Annotated in this window: 10 protein-coding genes; 3 read left to right on the forward strand and 7 right to left on the reverse strand. The window is 54.1% G+C overall.

All coding sequences use genetic code 11. From position 1 onward, the window contains the following. The first annotated feature begins 4 nt into the window (after window positions 1-4). Entirely contained in the window at window positions 5-1408 is a 1404-nt protein-coding gene (locus tag METMI_RS24550; protein ID WP_083930397.1) for a PQQ-dependent sugar dehydrogenase, read from the forward strand. A gap of 143 nt (window positions 1409-1551) precedes the next feature. On the opposite strand, the gene METMI_RS0118190 is transcribed toward METMI_RS24550, so the two are convergent. Next, a complete protein-coding gene (locus METMI_RS0118190) occupies window positions 1552-2073 on the reverse strand; it encodes a hypothetical protein (RefSeq protein WP_019867734.1) in 522 nt (173 codons plus the stop codon). Window positions 2074-2453: 380 nt separating this feature from the next. Between METMI_RS0118190 and METMI_RS27535 the strand changes: the two genes are divergently transcribed. After that, complete coding sequence (locus METMI_RS27535; RefSeq protein WP_019867735.1) at window positions 2454-2747, forward strand: hypothetical protein; 294 nt, start codon at window positions 2454-2456, stop codon at window positions 2745-2747. Window positions 2748-2895: 148 nt separating this feature from the next. On the opposite strand, the gene METMI_RS25710 is transcribed toward METMI_RS27535, so the two are convergent. The 3 genes from METMI_RS25710 to METMI_RS0118215 form a co-directional block, all read right to left on the reverse strand. Then, window positions 2896-4281 carry a DNRLRE domain-containing protein gene (locus tag METMI_RS25710; protein ID WP_019867736.1) on the reverse strand — a complete coding sequence of 462 codons (1386 nt, stop codon included), beginning with the start codon at window positions 4279-4281 and terminating at the stop codon, window positions 2896-2898. Between the two features lie 228 nt (window positions 4282-4509). Next, on the reverse strand, window positions 4510-5799 hold the full coding sequence (locus METMI_RS28200) for a DNRLRE domain-containing protein (RefSeq protein WP_019867737.1): 1290 nt from the start codon (window positions 5797-5799) through the stop codon (window positions 4510-4512). A 30-nt stretch (window positions 5800-5829) separates the two neighbouring features. Next, a complete protein-coding gene (locus METMI_RS0118215) occupies window positions 5830-6453 on the reverse strand; it encodes a DVUA0089 family protein (protein WP_019867738.1) in 624 nt (207 codons plus the stop codon). Between the two features lie 494 nt (window positions 6454-6947). On the opposite strand from METMI_RS0118215, the gene METMI_RS0118220 reads away from it, so the two are divergent. Then, window positions 6948-8534 (forward strand): bifunctional aminoglycoside phosphotransferase/ATP-binding protein, encoded by a 1587-nt coding sequence (locus METMI_RS0118220; RefSeq protein WP_019867739.1) that lies wholly within the window; start codon window positions 6948-6950, stop codon window positions 8532-8534. A gap of 167 nt (window positions 8535-8701) precedes the next feature. Here the strand turns inward: METMI_RS0118220 and METMI_RS0118225 are convergent, their stop codons facing one another. From METMI_RS0118225 to METMI_RS0118235, 3 genes are read right to left on the reverse strand one after another with little or no spacing between them, the layout of a single operon-like run. Next, window positions 8702-9937, reverse strand: a complete 1236-nt coding sequence (locus METMI_RS0118225; protein ID WP_019867740.1) for an HlyD family efflux transporter periplasmic adaptor subunit — start codon at window positions 9935-9937, stop codon at window positions 8702-8704. Further along, window positions 9934-11397 carry an efflux transporter outer membrane subunit gene (locus METMI_RS0118230; RefSeq protein ID WP_232215251.1) on the reverse strand — a complete coding sequence of 488 codons (1464 nt, stop codon included), beginning with the start codon at window positions 11395-11397 and terminating at the stop codon, window positions 9934-9936. The genes METMI_RS0118225 and METMI_RS0118230 overlap by 4 nt, the downstream gene beginning before the upstream one ends. Then, window positions 11394-13046: a DHA2 family efflux MFS transporter permease subunit gene (locus METMI_RS0118235; RefSeq protein WP_019867742.1), complete on the reverse strand. Its 1653-nt coding sequence runs from the start codon at window positions 13044-13046 to the stop codon at window positions 11394-11396. Before METMI_RS0118235 ends, METMI_RS0118230 begins: the two co-directional genes overlap by 4 nt. Window positions 13047-13202: the final 156 nt, after the last annotated feature.

The raw sequence follows: 13202 nt of genomic DNA on the forward strand, positions 1-13202 counted from the left end.
TTTGATGATAGCCTTCCAGCTAAAACTTTGTTTGTCGGCGCTTATGGCGATAGCCTTGGCGGCATGTGGCGAAGTGGCACAGTTGCCGCTTTCGGCGGGTGTCGGTAGCCATCCGCAATTGCCGCCACCCCACCCGACCTTGGTTCCCACAGTAAACATCGCGCCCGCTGTGGGCTGGCCTGCAAATGGAAAACCCATCGCGGCATCAAGAATGGCTGTAAACGCTTTCGCCAGCGGACTAGACCATCCGCGCTGGCTTTATGTATTGCCTAACGGCGATGTGTTGGTTGCCGAAACCAATGCGCCACAACGCCCCGAAGAGAGTAAAGGCATCAAAGGTTGGTTCATGGAGCAGGTCATGGACAGGGCTGGCGCAGGCATGGCCAGCGCCAACCGCATCACACTATTACGCGACAACAATGGTGACGGCGTGGCGGAAACGCGGACGGTGTTCCTAAAAGGACTTAACTCCTCCTTCGGCATGGCGTTAATAGGCAACGATTTCTATGTTGCCAACACCAATGCACTAATGAAGTTTCCCTATCAATCCGGTGCCACACAAATCCTCCAGCCAGGCATTAAAATTCTGGACTTGCCAGCGGGGTCCATTAACCATCATTGGACGAAAAATATTCTCGCCAGTCGGGATGGCAGCCGGATTTATGTGACTATCGGATCGAACAGTAATGCCGCTGAAAACGGCATAGACAAGGAATTAGGCCGTGCCGCGATTTGGGAAGTGGATTTAAAGGGCGGAAACTACCGCATCTACTCGTCCGGGCTGCGCAACCCGAACGGGCTTGCTTGGGAATTGGATAATGGGACGCTGTGGACGGTGGTCAATGAACGCGATGAAATTGGCAGCGATTTGGTGCCCGATTATCTGGCTTCAATCACTGACGGTAGTTTTTTTGGTTGGCCTTACAGCTACTTTGGCCCGCATCGGGATGAACGGGTGCAGCCCCAACGCCCAGACTTGGTCGCCAAAGCCAGTGTGCCAGATTACGCACTGGGTTCGCACACCGCGTCACTGGGTTTGGTGTTTGCAAAAAATACCGTCTGGCCTGCACCCTTTAACAATGGCGTTTTTATCGGTCAGCATGGTTCGTGGAACCGTGAACCGCGCAGTGGCTACCGGGTTATTTTTGTCCCGTTCAAAAACGGCAAGCCCTTTGGCGAGCCTTTAGATGTGTTGACTGGTTTTGTCAGCGAAGATGGCGATGCCTTCGGTAGGCCTGTGGGCGTTGTGCTGGACAAACAAGCGGCGTTGCTAGTCGCCGATGATGTCGGCAATACCATCTGGCGGGTTACCGCGGCGCTGCCATTCCATGCCAATCTGTGTGCATCCAACAGGGCGTTGGCAGATAAATTCAGTTCGCATGTACTTCGATACAGGCTTTACTGCTAAAACCCCAAATGCTTAAGGACAGGCATGATAGCTAAACTGGATGCTGGCAAGGGTGCGCACAAGCCGCCCTATGTCTTACCGTTAGGATCGCCCATTCGTCTTATGGCGATTAACACACGCCTATGCCTTTAATGGCCATCCACTTAATAAGTAGTGGCTGGGGATGATTCCTCAGTCGAAGAAATATTCTCGGCATCAGCTTGCCCAAAAATCTCTTTCACACTGTCCCGGTTTTCGGAACTTGCCGTATTGACCGAAAACAGCACCCCCCCTTCTTTGATTTTTTCTTGATAATCGTTGGTCTCATACTCGGGAATGCCCACCCCAATTAAAGCCTCAGCCAAACCCATTCTGGCAACACCAACCGGGGTATTGCCCAATGCGCTCATGATGGGGCCGGCGGCAATAAACGGGCCAGTCCCCGGGATAGTCAGGCTGCCCATCCCCGCTAACCATTCGAGCCCCCCGCCAAACGCCACTGCCCCATCAATAGCGATCCTTTCCTGAACCTTGGTTCCTTTTTCATGCGTCAAACCTTGGTTGCCGGATTTGTCGGCAAACAGCACTGATATGTCATTATTTGAAAAACCAGCCGTCATTAGGTTATTAACAATGGCCTCTGCCTGGCCGATCGTTGGGGCGATACAAAAAATGGCTTTATACATGGCTTTCTCCTAGGCCTTTTCAGGCACTTTATTGTCCAGCGGATTATTTGTTACTGCACACCCCCCAATAAGGGTTGTTGCAGCCCCGTGCTTTTGGTTTCATTCCCAACAGACCCGGGCGCAATTCCCCGCGATGGCTGATAATTGTGGCATTTTGGCAATGAATGTACGTTGGAAGAGCTTACTAAAAACACCATTTAGAATCGGTGCGGTGACGCACTTAGGGAATAAACGGTTAAAAGCGTATTTAACAAGTTCAAATAGCCCACGGGCAGTGCAATGAGGATAAAAACCTGGCGGATATTTAAAATCTGTCAGGTTTGTTCATGCTTTCGCGCGGTTATGTTTACGGCTCACACGCTTTTGTAGGACACGCATAAATGAGTGCCCTACATAAAAAATCGAATTGTGACCGTTCAGAGTATAAACAGTGGGACATACGACTGCCGCTAATATTGGGCCCATTAGAGCCTGCCGCGTTAGCCTTGCCGCTGTTTGACGGCGGCTCGCACAGTGCGCAAATGACCGCCGCCATGAACAACTTCGATGCCAGCGTCGCCGCACTGGCAGACGGTTTTAACCAGCTTCCGGGAAGTGGAAGATTATCTGGCCGCGCTACGCATACTGAAGTCAGAACAAGGCCATCGGCTTGGCAAGGCTGGCTTACAGGATAGCGGCGCGGAGAAACTTTAGGGGGAAATTCATGGCGGTTCCTTGCAGGGGGAGATGATTAGGCCGCAAAGCGGGAGGTAAATTTTAGCTGGCGTAAAAAACAGGTTTTTTACGCCAAAAAAATCGACCGCCTCTTCGTGGGAAAAATAGTTAAAAAGCCCTCGCAGCACGGACATAAAACGCGTAGCGCTTATTGTTGTTATTCTGGGCGCCACTGGCGAAATACTGGTACCAAGCGTTGCTGCCGTCGTACTCGGACGAACCCCAGTATAAGGCGGCGGCAAACCCCCCGGCATTGGTTAACGGCGCGGCAGCCCCCGGCCCGATGTTCTGGTACATCAGATTCAGCTCAAATTTTGACGGTAAGTACCAGTCACCATAAGTAACGCCGTCAACGGTCACTGAATAATCGGCACACACTTTCGCAGCAAAATTACCCGCTAGAGTATCGCTGATTTGGGTCGCCACTATCATCGCGGTGTTCATGGCACCGGCGCCTACGCCATCGCCTGTGGTGCCGGTAACTCTATAAGTTCCGTTATACCATGGTATGGACGTGCTTTGGTCGGTTGTGGCGGCGATTAAACCGTGCCGTCCGCCATCATAAACATAAAATACTTTACCGCCGCCATAGCTCTCGCCAATGGCATGGATACCTGCGGCATTGCTGGCGAAAGCCGTCGTCGCCAGTTGGTTGGTGTTGGTCCCCGCCGTGGCGGTCGGTGCGACGGGTACGCCAGTGAATGTGGGCGAAGCGAGATTGGCTTTTCCAGCTAATGCGTTTTGGGTAGCCGTGCTGACGGGTTTGTTCGCATCGCTGGTGTTATCCACATTGCCTAAACCAATATGGGTTGTCTTTAAGGTGATGGCACCGGCAATTTGCGTGACACCATTCACGGAGGTGGTTAGGCCGTTTGCGCCCGCCAAGCCTGGTACGCCCGTGTCACCTTTGTCACCCTTATCGCCTTTTGCCCCCACCGCCCCCGCCGGGCCTTTCAAGGCGATTTCGATATAGGCAGGGTGGCTGGTTTGGATGGCTTCTTTGCTATCTAGCGTGATGGATGCTGCCGGTGTCGAGCTATCCGGCTCAAGCACGAGGCCTTGGTTGTTGGCGGGAGTATCAACCCAGTCCAGTACCAGATTAGTGACATCGAGGGCAAAATAAGTGTTGCCCCGGCTGATGATGGCGCTGCTTGCCGTTGCCGCGCCTTGGCTGGGGGCGGTGGTGACGGTGGTTTCGTTCCAGGTTTGGGTAACAGGGCTGACTTGGATCTTGCCGCTGGCCGGTACGGTTTTTACATACAACACCAGTGTCGCTTTGGCAATGTCGCTGGACGTGATGCCGACGGGCAAGGTTGACAAATCAAAAGCCAGCAACGCTTTGGTGGCGGGCCGGATGTTGATGGCTTGGGCGGCTCCGACATTCGGCAAGGCCACGTTGGTGTCGGCGGTGAGGGGGGCGATTACGGCCTGGGCCGCCAACGGGCTAAGGCTGGCTAACAGGATAAGGGCCCGAAGTGCATTTGGAAAATTCATGGTGGTTCCTTGGAGATTTTAGGGTCCGCGTAAATGGATTTTTAGTAAATTTCAGCCGACGTAAGAAGCTGGTTTTTTACGCCAAAAATTTGACCGCTACAAGGTTCTGTTAAACGATTAAAGGGTTGGCGTGGTGGCCTTAGCTGGAGCGCAGGTCTCGCTGTCCGCGCCTTATGTGGTCAAGATGTCCGCGCTCCAAGTCAAAACCTAACCACCAAGGTTGAAGGGTTAAAAAGCCCTCACCGCACGGACTGCCATCGGGCCGAACTTAACGCAGTTGCTCTGAAGGCCGTTGTCGAAGAACTGGCACCACGCGAGGGTGTTGATGACCTCGGACGAACTCCAGTACGAGAGATCGGTAAAACCCCCGATAGCGGTTCTATTGACATACAATTGCTTTAACTCGTCTTTGCTGGGTAAATACCAGTCGTTATAACCATTTATGGTAGCAAATCTTGCTGCCCCTAGTTCTAAACAACCCGCTTTGATAGCTGAGGTGTTCTGTTGGCCGGTACCTATGGCGGTGCCATGGGCTCCTGAAATGGCTGTTCTATCACAACCCCACCCGATATGAGTACTTTGATCACTGGGGGCCGCTATTAAACCATGCTGGACATGGGCATCGTAACCTGGATCGCCAGCCTGTAAAATATACGCGACTTTACCGCCTAGGTAGTCATCACCCACTAATATTGGGCAATCCCCCCATGTGGGTACGCCGTTGCAATAGCTTAGTGATTGTTTATGCGTTCCCGGCGCTATGGTAATCCACGCACTACCATCCCAATAAAGCATTTGACCGGCTTGCGTACCGGTTTGAAAGGTGCCTGTGGCGCCCGTGTCACCTTTTGAACCCGTTGCTCCCGTATCACCTTTCGCCCCTGTGTCACCTTTTGCACCCGTTGCACCAGCCGGGCCTTGCGAACCTGTCGCGCCCGTGTCACCTTTCGCACCAGCAGCTCCCGCAGGCCCTTTCAAGGTGATTTCGATATAGGCGGGATGGCTGGTTTGGATGGCTTCTTTGCTATCTAGCGTGATAGACGCTGCCGGTGTCGAGCTATCCGGCTCAAGCACGAGGCCTTTGTTGCTGGCGGGAATATCAACCCAGTCCAGCACCAGATGGGTGACATCGAGAGCAAAATAAGTGTTGCCTCGGCTGATGACAGCGCTACTTGCCGCTGCCGCGCTTTGGCTGGGGGCGGCGGTAACGGTAGTTTCGTTCCAGGCTTGGGTAACGGGACTGGCTTGGATCTTGCCGCTGGCCGGCACGGTTTTTACATAAAACACCAGCGTCGCTTTGGCAATGTCGCTGGACGTGATGCCGCCGGGCAAGGTTGACAAATCAAAAGCCAACAACGCTTTGGTGGCGGGCCGGATGTTGATGGCTTGGGCGGCGCCGACGTTCGGCAAGGCCACGTTGGTGTCGGCGGAGAGGGGGACAACCACGGCCTGGGCCGCCAACGGGCTAAGGCTGGCTAACAGGATAAGGGCGCGGAGGGATTTTAGGTGGGCATTCATGGCGGTTCCTTGCGTTTAGGTTATGGAGGATCAGGCTGTAACAAGGGAGGGGATGCGGGTTTTGCGGTGTCTGGCACCCAAACCGATCAGGCCGATGAGTGTCAATGTCAACGTTGCAGGTGCCGGGACACTGGACGAAGCGCTGGCTGCATCGACATTGCTGATGTCAACCGCCCAATGGCCGCTACTGCCGCCGCTATAGGCAGTAAAGGGTGCAACGCCAAAATTAGTCAATCCTAGCGCGTAAGCAAAGCCATCTGACAAAAAATCTCCAGCCCTGATGTTGTCGAATTGCGTCAATGCCAAAATGTAATCACCGGCTAATAAAGGGTTCGCGGTAATAACCGCCTCATCCGCATCGTTCTTCGTTTCGGTAGAATAAACCCAAGCCCCGTCGGCTTTGTTGAATAGGGCAAGATAGGGATCAAAACCACCGCCCGCTATAGGTGTGCCATCCGCGTTGACACCGCCATTCAGTGAAAAGGTGTGGATAAGGACGGCGGGCGAATCGGCCGCGATGGAAAAATCAAAAAACTGTATGTCGTTGTCGTAGGTGAAATTGCCGGTAAAACTAAAGTTGGCTGCCATTACCGATTGGCTACCGAATAGCAGCAGGACAAGTTTGAAGGCGGTGAGCGTGTGTTTTACTGTCATGATGCTTATTCTTTCCTATGCTTATGATTAAAAATCTAAATTGCTTCAAAAACGTTAGAGTCTAACGGTTTTTAGCCATATTCCAAGCTGATTCTTGCATTTATAATCATATCCAGTATCCCCCCTTTTAATCTTACCCCCATCTCACTCTAAAACCGTTTAACTTTAGAACGGGCTATAAAATCAAGTAGATTGCGCATTAAGCCCTACCAGCGTTTCCGTCGGGCTTTGTTTTTAGGCTATGTCACCGTTATTGGTTGAAGCGTTTTTTTTCGGCGCAAAGCCTTATTTAATACGGATTGTGGCTTTCGCTCAAAGCCGCATCATTTGGGGAGTAGTAACCGTTTACATGATGTCAAAATGAGCCGCTATCATTAATTTAGATGTTATTAAGCCAGGTTTTTCTAACATTTAAAATTAGGTTCCCAGTTGAAAATCACCGTGGCTTATGTTGCAATCAGGATCCGCGTGGATACCTATGGTTTCAGAAGCAAATGACAGCGAACGACACAAACCGCATACAGGACTCTAGTTTTACTTTGATTCAAGCCCTTTGCGAAGCGGGAACTTATCCCCACCCGACCGGCCCTATCCATCTGATTGAAACCCATATTTCCTGGGTCTTGCTGACCGGGCAATACGCCTACAAAATCAAAAAGCCGGTCAATTTCGGGTTCCTGGATTTTTCCACCTTAGAAAAACGCCAGTTTTTTTGTCATGAGGAAGTAAGGCTGAACCAACGCCTAGCGGCATACTGGTATCTTGGGGTGGTGCCGATAACAGGCTCCCCCGACCATCCTAAAATGGCCGGCTCAGGCGAGGCCATCGAATATGCCGTCAAAATGCGGCAATTCCCTTCGGCGCAGACCTTGCGTGAGCCAGCCGAGCGTGGCCAGTTAAAAAGTGATGAAATTGACCAGATCACCCGCCTGATTGCCAATTTCCATAAGACGGTTGCCAAAACCGACGGGCAGTCCCCTTACGGTGACGGCCAGGAAATCAAGTATTGGTTTGTCGAGAATTTCGACGGTATCCGGCCTTTACTGGAGGATACGCACCAGTTGCAACAATTGGAAACCATCGAATCCTGGGGTGGCGACGAATGGGCCAACAAATCCCCGCTGATGCAACAACGCAAGCAACAAGGCTTTGTGCGCGAATGCCACGGCGATTTGCATTTAGGCAATATGACCCTGATCGACGGCCAAGCCGTCCTATTTGACTGTATTGAGTTCAACCCGATGCTGCGCTGGATTGACGTCATGAGCGAAGTGGCCTTTCTGATGAACGATTTGCTGCGTTTTGGTTATGAAGCTTATGCCTACCGTTTTCTCAACCGCTATCTCCAGGAGACTGGCGATTACCAAGGGCTAGGCTTATTGCGCTACTACTTGGTTTACCGGGCATTGGTGCGGGCTAAAATCGCTTTGCTGCGGGCGGACCAAAACCGGGACGCCGATGTTTATGCCCAAATCCGTTCCGAATATGGCATTTTTGCCAACTTGGCCGAGCGCTTTACCCAAACGGGACAGACCGTGCTGGCCATCACCCACGGTTTTTCAGGTTCAGGAAAATCCACGCTGGCTTGCCAATTGGCCGAACAAATCGGCGGCTTACAGATACGTTCGGACATTGAACGCAAGCGGCTGTTCGGCTATGCCGCCCAGGCCCCTACTGGTAGCGGGCTTGGCGGTGGCGTTTACACCCAGGAAGCCAGCCAACAAACTTACCGGCATTTGTGCGGGCTGGCCAGGATGGCGCTTGAGGCGGGTTTTCCGGTCATTGTCGATGCGGCCTTCCTGAAGCAGGAACAACGGGGCTTGTTCCGGCAACTTGCCGAAGACTGCCAAATCCCCTTTTTTATCATTGATGTCCAAGCGTCCGACAAAACCTTGGGCAGACGCATCGGGCAACGGCAGCATGACGCTTCGGAGGCGACGGTGGCGGTCTTGCAGCAACAGCGGCTGACGGCGGAACCGCTACAGGGGGAGGAACAGGACGATGCCATCACCGTCAGCACTGAAAAGGGTGATGCGCTGGAAACCCTGTTAACCCGCTTAGGAAAAACATCGCCGCACTAAAGCTCGGCCTGATTAGTGTTTCAACGGCTTAACTGAAGCGGAAAGGCGATAGGGTTTGCAGAAAGCCAATTTACAAAGGGTATGTCCCCCAATTTTCCCCCATGTATGTTGCAGGGCCGGGGCGGAATAACCTTACCTTTTGCAAGCCCCATAAAAGTGGCTTGGCGTCAAACCGGTGCCCGTGCCATTGCGCGGTTGCCCTTCACAATCTTATCAACCAAGGCCTCGGCCCCGTCAAGCTGTGTATCATAAACGTCGGTGCGGTAGGATTCCGGCGGCGTGGCTGTAAAAGGTTGCAAAACCGAACGCCCCTTTTGGCGGGTGTCAATGCGGGCGACCGCCGACAATCCGGGCCGTAATGGATGGGCTTTCAACTCCTCCGGCCTCAGGCTAATCCTGACCGGCACCCGTTCGGTGATGTGGATGTAATTCCCCGTCGCATTATCGGGCGGCAGCAAACCAAACACGCTGCCCGTACCCGCGCCTATGCCCAACACCTCACCATGGTAGACAATCTCGGAACCATACAAATCAACGGTGATTTCCGCCGCCTGTCCAGGTTGCACCTCCGTCAATTCGTCTTCCAGAAAATTGGCCTCTATCCATAAATAATCCAAAGGCACTATCGCCAATAATGGCGTGTCAGGATGCACCTGTTCGCCGGGCTGGATATGGCGCTTGGCGATGTACCCGGACACGGGGGCAACGATATTTTGCCTGACCTTATCCAGGTAGGCTTGCTTAAGTGCGCTGGCGGCCTGCAGCACTTTTGGGTTGTGTTCCAAGGCGACGCCGTGTATCAAAGCTTCTGCCCCGCCCAATTCGGCGCGGGTTTGCCGGATGCCGGCTTCCAGTTCACGCACCGTAAATTCGGTGTTTTCTATTTGCTGGGCGGACACGGCGCCCTCTTGCGCAACGCTTCGGTAACGCAGCAAATCCCGGCGTGTCCGCCCCAATGGCGCTTCTTGGGCGGCGATTTTTTGGCGCAACCTCTCGGCGGTGCTGGACAGCGTTTCGACCTGACGCACGGTTTCGGCGAGATTAGCCTCGGCCTGCTCCAGGGCGACCTTTGCCGCCAAACCATCAAGGCGCACCAACACCTCGCCCTTATGCGCATATTGGGTGGTGTCCACGCGCACATCAACCACCGTACCGCTAGTCTGCGCTTTGAGCGCGACCAGATTGCCAATCACATAAGCATCGTTGGTGGTCACGAAATGGCTGGCATGGCGCTGCCAGTAAGCCCAATAAACCACCCCGACTAAAACGGCGGACAAGGTCACCGACAACAGGCGGCGGTTACGCCGGTACCGCCATTGCCGCAGCTGCCCGCCTGCTTTATCGCCCAGTAAATTAGCGATGTTTTTGAACCGGTGCCTAGATTTTTTTACAGTGTCCATCATGGTTGTTTACCTCCTGCCCTATTTTCATATCCACCCCCCAAGGCTTCGATCAAACCGACCGCAGACTGGAGATGCCCGGCCTCAAGCTGGCTGAGTTTAAGGCGTTGTTCAAGTAACCCGGCATCCGCATCAAGCTCGCCGTCGCGGCTGCTAAGGCCAGCCTGATAGCGTGTCGCCGCCAGTTTGGCGTGTTCTTGCGCCGCATGCACCGCGCTTTCTTGGGCTTCATCATGGTGTTGGCTTTCCCGCCAGCGGGCAAGCGCGTCGGCGACTTGTTGCACCGCAGCCAACAAGGTGCTGTTGTAACTGGCCACGGCACTGTCGTAACCGGCCTGTCCATTCGCAAGCCCGGCTTCCAAACGTCCGCCTTCAAAGATTGGCAAGGTGATGGTCGGCCCGATGGAATACGCGGCACTCGCACCTTGCGACGCCACCAAATCTTTCAAATTCAAGCTGCGCAAACCGGTAAACCCAACCAAATTGACATCAGGGTAAAAATGGGTCTTGGCGACTTTCACCGTTTGTGCGGCGGCTTCCACCCGCCATAATGCCGCCGCCACATCCGGCCGGTGCGCCAGCAACCCTAAAGCCAAGTTTTTTGGCAAAGGGAATTGCCCTTCATAGCGGGCGGGTGAAACCGCAATCGTTTTGCCCCAGTCCGCCCCCTGCCCTGCCAATGCCGCCAAACGGTTACGCAGGATCTGGGCTTCGGCCTGTAAACTGGCTTCACGCTGACGCAAGGCCTCCAGTTTCTGTTCGTTGGCATAAACAGGGTCCAGGCTGTCTAAGCCACTATCAAACCGTTGTCTGGCCAAACGTAGCTGCCGTCCGGCGTTGGCAATCAAGGTTTGGCTTAATTTGGCCTCTTCTTCTGCCGCGCATAAACGAAAATAACCGCGTGCCAGACTGGTGCCCAATAACAGCCGGGCCACCGCCAGTTCCGCCACTTGCGCCCGCTCCTTGCCCACCGCCGATTCCAAAGCCGCCTTATCCTTGCCCCATAAATCCAGGTGGTAACGGAAGATGAAAGGGTCAATATAAGCCCCGGTAAACGTATGGTCCCCAGCCGGGCCGTAAAAGTCTTTCCCGGAAAAATGCCGCGTATGGAAATCTGCATTGGCGCCAATACTGGGCAATAGCTCCGCCGCCTGATAATCCGCCATCGCCTGCGCCTGTCCCACCCTGGCGCTGGCGGCCTTTAACGTGGGGCTGCCTTGCAAGGCGGTGCTCACCAAACGATCCAGTTCCGGGTTGTGGAATTCTTTCCACCACTGCGCCCCGGGCCATGCCTGCACCCATTTTTCAGCATCCTGGCCCGACGTTAAGGTCTGCGCCATGCCGGGCATGGCCATCAATTTTTCCCGTACGCCTTCTTGAGGCAACCACGCACAGCCGTTCATCAGTAACGTTGACGCTAGCAGCGGCAGGATGCATTTTCGATGGTTAATGCGGTTCATCATGGCTCCTCCACCAGGCTTTCCAGGGCATTTTCGCGCAGCCTTTCTTTTTTGCCCATTTTGGTTATTGGTTTTACCGGGTAGGCAAACCAGACCCAGGTGGCCAAGCCCAAGAATATCCAAGCCGAGAGACGGAAGGCATCATCCAATCCCAGGATGGCGGCATGTTGATTGGCGGCTTGCGCCAGCCTAGCGATGGTAAGCTGGCCATGGAAACCTGCGGTGTCCAGGCTGGTAAGCGCCTCCCTACCCAAAGCATCGTAAGTGCCCAGGGTTTGGACGATATGGCTTTGATGGAAAGCGGTGCGCCGCTCCCAAAGCACGCCCAGCAGCGGCGACGCTACACTGCCACCCAATATGCGCAGTATCCCGCCCAATTCCACGGCCTGGGTTTGGCGTTTGGCGTTAAGTCCGGACAAAAACAGCGTTGTCATTGGCACAAACAATCCTCCTAAGCAAAAGCCTTCCAAAACCTGCGACCACAAGGTATGGGTAAACCAACTGTTGCGCTGAAAAAAGTCATAGGTGCTGGTCATATAGCAAAACAACGCGAAGCTAAGCATATTCAGGCAGACCAGCAAGCGTGCATCGTAGCGGTGCACGATCAGGTGAAAAAAGCCCGCCATCGGCTTGGCAAAAAACAGCAATGGCACCAACACCGCACCCGCCAGAAAAGACGTGTAACCGGACACCGATTGCAAACGCACCAGCAGCACGGAAAGCAGGCCGTACATCAACAAAAAGCTCACGCTCAGGCCGATGGTGCCAATGGCGAAATTGCGGCGGGCGAACAGGCGCAGGTTCAGCAGCGGGTAACGCTCGCCCAGCTCCCAGATGATGAAATAAACCAAGGCCAAAACCCCGGCAATCGCCAGCGACACGATGAACGCCGAGTTGTACCAGTCTTCATCCTGCCCTTGGTTCAGTGCCGTTTGCAAACAGGCCAAGGCAATCGCCAGCAACACAAAACCCATCGTGTCGAACGGCCGCAAGCTGCGCACCGAAACCCGGTCGGACAGCAACGCCCAAACCAGCGCCGCCGATAACAGCGGCAATGGCACATTCAAATAAAACAGCCAATGCCATCCTAAGTTATCGGCAATCCAACCGCCTAGCAAAGGCCCCAACGTAAACGGGCTGAGCGCCGCCATGCTCCACAGCGAGATGCCAAAAGCTTTTTTCGATTCGGGGTATTCGCGCAACAGCAAGGTCTGCGATAGCGGTATCGTCAGCCCGCCGAAAAAACCTTGCAAGGCTCGGCCCAGCAAAAACCAGGTCAGATCATGGGCCAGCGAGCACAGCAGCGAACCCAAGGCCATCGCCAGCATCGCAATCAGATACCAACGCACTTCACCGAAACGCGCCGCCAGCCAGGCACTGACCGGCAACGCAATAGCCAGGCTGATGAAATAATAGGTCTGGATCCAGGATGCATGGCTAGGGCTTACGCCCAATTCGCCAGTGGCATGCAGGCTGATCGACGCAAACGCCCCGGTATTGAACAGCACCAGCACATTGCCGAGCAGCAAGGCGAAATTCAGCAAGACAAACTGGCTGGCGCCCAGCGAGCTTTTACCAGCCAGCTCCGCATTCAGGCTGTCGTGGGTCAACGGCGCCCAAGCGGCGCGGGTGTTATCGTCATCAAGGCTCATGATAGGGCTCCCGTAACCAATGGGGTTACAGGCAAGCGTATTCCGTGCGTGCTGGCGGCGACGCTGGTTTGGCGGTTGGGGATAGGTTTCATGACCCGGAATCTCCTTGGGTATTGCTTACAGGTTGTTAACCGGTATTTTGCAAATCCCTTGCCA

The sequence above is a fragment of the Methylovulum miyakonense HT12 genome, from assembly GCF_000384075.1.
GTDB lineage: Bacteria > Pseudomonadota > Gammaproteobacteria > Methylococcales > Methylomonadaceae > Methylovulum > Methylovulum miyakonense.

What these genes read in the sequence shown, in the direction of transcription:
- METMI_RS0118225 (WP_019867740.1), bottom strand. Translation starts at nt 9,937, where the DNA reads ATGATGGACACTGTAAAAAAATCTAGGCACCGGTTCAAAAACATCGCT.
- METMI_RS0118230 (WP_232215251.1), bottom strand. Translation starts at nt 11,397, where the DNA reads ATGATGAACCGCATTAACCATCGAAAATGCATCCTGCCGCTGCTAGCG.
- METMI_RS0118220 (WP_019867739.1), top strand. Translation starts at nt 6,948, where the DNA reads ATGACAGCGAACGACACAAACCGCATACAGGACTCTAGTTTTACTTTG.
- METMI_RS27535 (WP_019867735.1), top strand. Translation starts at nt 2,454, where the DNA reads ATGAGTGCCCTACATAAAAAATCGAATTGTGACCGTTCAGAGTATAAA.
- METMI_RS0118235 (WP_019867742.1), bottom strand. Translation starts at nt 13,046, where the DNA reads ATGAGCCTTGATGACGATAACACCCGCGCCGCTTGGGCGCCGTTGACC.
- METMI_RS24550 (WP_083930397.1), top strand. Translation starts at nt 5, where the DNA reads ATGATAGCCTTCCAGCTAAAACTTTGTTTGTCGGCGCTTATGGCGATA.
- METMI_RS0118190 (WP_019867734.1), bottom strand. Translation starts at nt 2,073, where the DNA reads ATGTATAAAGCCATTTTTTGTATCGCCCCAACGATCGGCCAGGCAGAG.
- METMI_RS0118215 (WP_019867738.1), bottom strand. Translation starts at nt 6,453, where the DNA reads ATGACAGTAAAACACACGCTCACCGCCTTCAAACTTGTCCTGCTGCTA.
- METMI_RS28200 (WP_019867737.1), bottom strand. Translation starts at nt 5,799, where the DNA reads ATGAATGCCCACCTAAAATCCCTCCGCGCCCTTATCCTGTTAGCCAGC.
- METMI_RS25710 (WP_019867736.1), bottom strand. Translation starts at nt 4,281, where the DNA reads ATGAATTTTCCAAATGCACTTCGGGCCCTTATCCTGTTAGCCAGCCTT.